Raw genomic sequence first — 6,378 nt, 5'->3', positions numbered from 1 at the left:
GCGAACCGGACTGACGCGCCCCGGCCGCCGGAACGACGGCGGTACCGGGGCGCGTTCACCGTCGCCCTCCCCACAGGCGACAGGAGAGGAAAAGGCCCTTGTCGGCCAGCACTTCGACCGAAACCTCGACCGAAGACCGAATAACCCGTCCCCCCACCGCGGAACTCCGCCCCGAGGAGTTCCTCAGAGCCTTCTACCAGGTGCACGGCCGCGCGTTGCTGCAGTTCGCCGCACGGAGACTGCAGGGCGACTGGCACCGCGCCGAGGACGTCCTCCAGGAAGTCGCGATCCGCGCCTGGCGCCACGCCGGGCAGATCGACCCGACCACGGATGCGGCACGGCCGTGGCTGTTCACCGTCCTGCGCAACCTCGTCATCGACGATCTCCGGGCCCGCCAGGCCAGACCGGCGGAGACCGGCGACCCGGAACTCGCCCACCCCACGGTGTCCGACGACGTGGACCACATGCTCACCTCCCAGGTGCTCTTAGAGGCGATGTGGGACCTGCGGCCGCCGCAGCGCGAGGTTCTGATGCACGTGCACTACCTGGGGCGCAGCGTCAACCAGACGGCCAGGGTCCTCGGCGTCCCGCCGGGCACGGTCAAGTCGCGTACGTTCTACGCCTCCCGCGCCCTGCGGGAGGCGCTGCACAGCCGAGGGCTGTACGCGGACGGCCGTTACCGCGACGCCGGGTGAGGCTCGGCGAGTCGCCCCACGTGCCGGGTGATCTCCAGGCCGAGCGGTCCGGTGTCGAGCGATCCGCCCGCACCGGCCCGCCAGCGCCACCCCGCGGGCGCGTCGCCGAGCACCAGCAGCGCGTCCCCGCGCCGCAGGCCGTCCAACGCGCCCTCCCGCCGCGGGAGCTGTGAGGCGTCCACGACGAACAGGTGCGGCGCCTCGCCCTGGACGGCGACCCGGCCGCTGCCCTCGATCAGCCGGAAGATCTGGGTGACGTCGGGCGACCCGGGCTCCGGCTGTGCCGGGCCCGCCGCGGCCGCCACGGCGAACGCCTCCTCCAGGCTGGCCGCGGTGTGCAGCCGCGAGGCCTGCGGCACGTCGCCGGCGACGAGCCCTTCGCCGGCCACGGATCCCACCAGGGTGACCTCGGCCAGAGCCCCCACCGGCCCGGCGAGCGCCTCGGTGACGACGGCCCGCGCCAGACTGCGCACCTCCTCGTCGGGGCCCGCCACGGAGACGGGCCCCGACGCCCGGGAGAGGTCGACCAGCACCCGGTCGGCGCCGTCCAGTCCCACCGTCACCGTCAGCGCGTACGGCAGGGCAGGCTCGCCCTCCGGGCCGGAGCGCCGCAGGGCGTCGGGCGAGACCGTCCAGCGCTCGCCGTCCGCCTCGGCGGTCCAGGGCGCCGGGGCGTTCTCCTCCGCGTCGGCCAGCAGCAGTCCGAGCCGCTCCTCGGAGTAGACGACGGCGTACATGTCGGGCAGCGACCGGCCGGAGCGCAGGCACTCGCCCGTCAGCCGGCGCAGGCCCGCGTCGACCACGTCCAGTGCCTCCTGCCCCTCGACGGCGGCCGAGGGGGCGACGGGCTTCGGCGGGCGGGGCTGCCGCTCGGTGACGACCAGCGCGGCCACCGCTCCGATCAGCGCCAGCCCCAGCACCACGGCCAGGACGTACCAGATCATCTTCTGACTCCTTGTCGGGACCCCGGCGGCGGAGCCGGGACGGTCGAAAGCGAGGGGGAGGGGACGGCACCGCGGCGGAGTCGCGGCGCCCTGCAGCAGGCGCCCCGCACCCGAAGGCCACTACGGGGCGCGGCCACAGACGGTTCACGTCGCGTAGGCACAGGCCCGAGAACCGTCCGTGAACCATCCACGGGCGGGCCCCGTAGGTCCCGTCAGTGGCGCGAGAGCTGCCGAGCACGGCTCCCGCGCCCCCGCAAACCCGCTGGCTGGAGGACGTTTCGTGTCGTTGATGTTGACCGTGGTCGATGGGGAGAGTGATGCGTTCGACGTCCACCTCGACGCCGACCCCGACACGCCCGTGGGCGGCGTCGCGGAGGCCCTGGCCGGGGCGGGAGGCGTCCAGCGGCCCCCGGAGGGCCTCGGCCTGTACGTCGGCGACCGGCTGCTGCCCGCGGACATGCGGCTGCGGGACGCGCCGCTCCACCACGCGGCCGTCGTGGGCCTGGGGCGCCCGGCCGGTACCTCGCCGGCCGAACCGGACGGGCTGGCGGAGGTCCGTGCGGTCGGCGGGCCCGGGGCGGGCGCGGTGCACCGGCTCGACATCGGCGAGTACCGGATCGGGCTGGCACACGACGGGGCCGCGCAGGTGCTGCGCACCGTACCGAAGCGTCCGCTCGCCGTTCTGACGGTGGGTCCCGGAGGACGCTGCCGCGTGGCGCCCGACGCATCCGCGCCGGACGGCGGCACCCTGCAACTGGACCGTGAGGACCTCGCCGAGGCGACCGCCTGGCCGGCCGGCGCACAGCTCCTCGTCGGCGGCTGCCTGCTCGAACTCACCGTCCCGCAGAGGCCGGACGCGGCCGTGGAGTCGTCGGAGGACGGCACCGGCTGGGACTACAACCGCCCGCCGCGGCTGCGGCCGGCCGAGAACGCCACCCGCTTCACCCTGCCTTCCCCGCCCCCGCCGCCCGCGGCCCGGCCGCTCCCGTGGCTCGCCGCGGCCGCCCCGCTGGTGATGGCGGTGGCCGGGGCGCTGATTCTCGGCCGCCTGACGATGCTGCTGTTCGGGCTGCTCTCCCCGGTCGTGATCGTCGGCAACTACCTGATGAGCCGGCGCAACGGACGCCAGTCCCACTCCGACGCGGTCGCCGCCTACGAGGAGAAGAAGGAGCGCATCGAGGGCGACGCGGAGCAGGCCCTGGCGGCCGAACGCACCGCCCGGCGCCGTGGCTTCCCCGACCCGGCCGAGGTCGTGCTGACCGCCGTCGGCCCCAGGCACCGCCTGTGGGAACGCCGCACCTCGGACGCCGACTTCCTGGAACTGCGCATCGGGACCGCCGACCAGCCGTCCGACGTGGTGCTCCAGGACCCGACCAAGGACGAACACCGCCGCCAGGACCCGTGGACCGCGTACGACGTCCCGGTGACCGTTCCGCTGCGTGAGCACGACGTCCTGGGAATCGCCGGCGAGGGCCCGGCCGCGCGCTCCGTGGCACGGTGGGCGGTCGCGCAGGCCGCTGTCCTGCACAGCCCCCGTGACCTCCAGATCCACCTGCTGACGACCGGCGGCCCCGGCCGGGACGGCTGGTCCTGGCTGCGCTGGCTGCCGCACGTGCGGAAGAAGTCCGGCGACACCCCGGCCAGCATCGGCTACGGCACGGAGTCCTGCGCCCGCCGGGTCGCCGAACTGACCGCGCTGATCGCCGAGCGCGCCGGACGGGAGGACCGGCGGAGCCGGCCCGCAGGACCCGACGTGCTCGTCGTCCTCGACGGGGCCCGCAGGCTGCGTTCGCTGCCCGGCGTGGCGCAGATCCTGCGCGACGGACCGTCCGCCGGCGTCCGCGCGGTCTGCCTGGACGCCGAGGAGCGGCTGCTGCCCGAGGAGTGCCACGCCGTCGCCGTCGAGGAGCCCGGCGGAACCCTGCGGGTGGGACGCTCCGGGAGGGGCACCGTCGGGGGCATCCGGCCCGACGCGGTGTCCCTGGACTGGTGCCGCTCGCTGGCCCGCGCGATGGGCCCGCTGCGGGACCCGGGCGGGGCGGACGAGGAGGCCGCGGTGCTCCCCGGTGCCGCGCGACTGCTCGACGTACTCGCCCTCGACCCGCCGCAGGCCGCCGGCGTCCGGGCCCGCTGGACCGCCGGGGGCCGCTCGACCCGGGCGGCCGTCGGCGTCTCCCTGGACGGCCCGTTCTACCTGGACCTTCGGCGCGACGGCCCGCACGGACTGGTCGCCGGTACCACCGGCTCCGGCAAGTCCGAACTCCTCCAGACGCTCGTCGCCTCGCTCGCGGTGGCGAACCGTCCGGACGCGATGACGTTCGTCCTGGTCGACTACAAGGGCGGCTCCGCGTTCAAGGACTGCGTGGACCTGCCGCACACCGTCGGCATGGTCACCGACCTCGACGCCCACCTCGTGGAGCGGGCCCTGGTGTCGCTGACGGCGGAGCTCACCCGGCGCGAGCACATCCTCGCCGCGGCCGGCGCCAAGGACATCGAGGACTACGTCGAGGCGCTGGAGCGGAACCCGGCGGGCCAGACCCCGATGCCCCGGCTGCTCATCGTCATCGACGAGTTCGCCTCGATGGTGCGCGACCTGCCGGACTTCGTGAAGGGCCTGGTCAACATCGCGCAGCGGGGCCGCAGCCTCGGCATCCACCTGATCCTGGCGACGCAGCGCCCCAGCGGCGTCGTCTCCTCGGAGATCCGCGCCAACACCAACCTGCGCATCGCGCTCCGGGTGACGGACTCCGGCGAGAGCCAGGATGTCCTCAACTCCACCGAGGCTGCCGGGATCTCGCAGGGCACACCCGGCCGCGCCTATGTGCGCTTCGGCCAGAACTCCCTCGTGCCGTTCCAGTCCGGGCGGGTCGGCGGCCGCCGGCCCGGCGCCGCGGCGACCTCGCTGCCGGCACCCTGGGCGGTGACGGTCGGCTGGGAGCGGCTCGGCGAACCGCTCCCGCCGCGGTCCCGGGGCGCGGTCGCCCCCGCCGAGGTGGACACCGACCTCACCGGACTCGTCAAGGCGATCCGCGACGCGGACCGGGAGATGGGCATCCCCGCGCAGCACAGCCCCTGGCTGCCGCCGCTGCCCGAGAGGCTGGTCACCGGCGAACTGCCACCGGCCCCGCTCTCGGACTACGACCTCGCGCCCGTCGCGTACGGCGTGGTGGACCTGCCCGCCCAACAGGCCCGGCTGCCCCTGGTGATCGACCCGGCGACGCTCGGACACCTGCACGTCGTCGGCTCGCCCCGGCAGGGCAGGTCGCAGACGCTGCGCACGCTCGCCGGCATGCTGGCCCTCGCCCACACCCCGGCCCAGCTGCACCTGTACGGCATCGACTGCGGCAACGGCGCACTGCTGGCCATGGAGGGGCTGCCGCACGTCGGCGCCGTCACCCAGCGCACCCAGCCGGACCGGGTGGCCCGGCTGCTCGCCCGGCTGACGGCGGAGCTCGCCCGGCGGCAGGAGATGCTCGCCGCCCGCGGCAGCGCCGACCTGACGGAACTGAGGCGCGCGCTGCCCGAGGACGAACGGCCGCCGCACATCGTGCTGTTCATCGACCGGTGGGAGGTCTTCGACAAGCAGCTCGGCGAGTACGACTCCGGGAACCTGCTGTCCGGGGTGCAGACCCTGCTCCGGGACGGCGCGAGCGTCGGCATCCACCTGGTGATGACCGGCGACCGGGCGCTGTTCTCCAGCCGGGTCGGCAACTCCACCGAGGACAAGCTCGTGCTGAAGCTGAACGACAAGTCCGAGTACGGCATGATCGGCGTGACCCAGCGGAAGGTGCCCGACGAGATCCCGCCGGGCCGGGCACTGCGCGCCGCCGACAAGGCGGAGGTGCAGATCGCGCTCCTCACGGACGACCCCGGCGGCCAGGCGCAGGCCGCGGCGCTCCAGCGGATCGCCGAGCAGTGCCGTGAGCGGTCGGCTCACCTGCCCGCCGCCACCCGGCCGTTCCGCGTCGACACCCTGCCGGACCGGCTCACCTGGGAGGAGGCGGCCGGGTACGCGCCGCAGCCGTGGCCGCACCCGCGGTGGGCGGTGGCCGGTGTCGGCGGCGACGAACTGACCGCCTTCGGACCGGACTTCTCGGTGACACCGACCTTCCTGGTGGCGGGCCCGGCCCGGTCCGGGCGCAGCACCGTCCTGTCGACGCTGGCACTGTCGCTGCTCGCGTCCGGCACCCCGGTCGTGATCGGGGCCCCCGCCCGCTCGCCGCTGCGCGCCCTCGCCGGACGGCCCGGCGTGCTCGCGGTGTTCGACGAGTCCGACATCGACCCCACGGCCCTGGAGGAGGCGCTGGCCTCCTCGCCCGACGGGGCCGTGGTGCTCCTCGACGACGCCGACCTGCTGCTGAAGACGAAGGCCGAGCCGGTGCTCACGCAGATCTCCAAGTCCGGTGCGGAGACCGGCCGGGGGCTGGTCGTCGCCGGACAGACCGACCGGCTCTCCTCCGGCTTCTCCGGCTGGCACACCGAGGCCCGCCGGAACCGGTGCGGACTGCTGCTGAAGCCGCAGAACATGAGCGACGGCGAGCTGATCGGCGTCAAGGTCCCGCGCAGCCGGCTGGGCGCGGCCCGTCCGGGCCGGGCGATCCTGCACCTGGGCGACGGCGTGCTGCGCACGGTCCAGGTGCCGGAGACGGTGATCGCGGAGCCGGACGCACCTGCCTGACCCACGCGCCGGACACGCCGTCCGCATACAACTGAGGGCTCCCGCCGACAAGGTCGGCGGG

Annotated in this window: 3 protein-coding genes; 2 read left to right on the top strand and 1 reads right to left on the bottom strand. The window is 75.0% G+C overall.

The features are described 5' to 3' along the window. The first annotated feature begins 98 nt into the window (after positions 1–98). The gene (locus ACFTZL_RS38995; protein WP_382593453.1) at positions 99–695 is read left to right on the top strand and encodes a sigma-70 family RNA polymerase sigma factor; all 597 of its coding nucleotides are present in this window, start codon (positions 99–101) and stop codon (positions 693–695) included. Here the strand turns inward: ACFTZL_RS38995 and ACFTZL_RS38990 are convergent. After that, the gene (locus tag ACFTZL_RS38990; RefSeq protein ID WP_382593450.1) at positions 677–1,639 is read right to left on the bottom strand and encodes a hypothetical protein; all 963 of its coding nucleotides are present in this window, start codon (positions 1,637–1,639) and stop codon (positions 677–679) included. The genes ACFTZL_RS38995 and ACFTZL_RS38990 overlap by 19 nt on opposite strands. Positions 1,640–1,928: 289 nt before the next feature. Here ACFTZL_RS38990 and ACFTZL_RS38985 point away from each other — a divergent pair, with 289 nt between their 5' ends. After that, positions 1,929–6,317: an FtsK/SpoIIIE domain-containing protein gene (locus tag ACFTZL_RS38985; protein ID WP_382593456.1), complete on the top strand. Its 4,389-nt coding sequence runs from the start codon at positions 1,929–1,931 to the stop codon at positions 6,315–6,317. The last annotated feature ends 61 nt before the right edge of the window (positions 6,318–6,378 follow it).

The organism is Streptomyces sp. NPDC056948 (assembly GCF_042674225.1).
Classification (GTDB): domain Bacteria; phylum Actinomycetota; class Actinomycetes; order Streptomycetales; family Streptomycetaceae; genus Streptomyces; species Streptomyces purpurascens.
This window is presented reverse-complemented; position numbering and strand designations above follow the sequence as displayed.

What these genes read in the sequence shown, in the direction of transcription:
- ACFTZL_RS38990 (WP_382593450.1), bottom strand. Translation starts at nt 1,639, where the DNA reads ATGATCTGGTACGTCCTGGCCGTGGTGCTGGGGCTGGCGCTGATCGGA.
- ACFTZL_RS38985 (WP_382593456.1), top strand. Translation starts at nt 1,929, where the DNA reads ATGTTGACCGTGGTCGATGGGGAGAGTGATGCGTTCGACGTCCACCTC.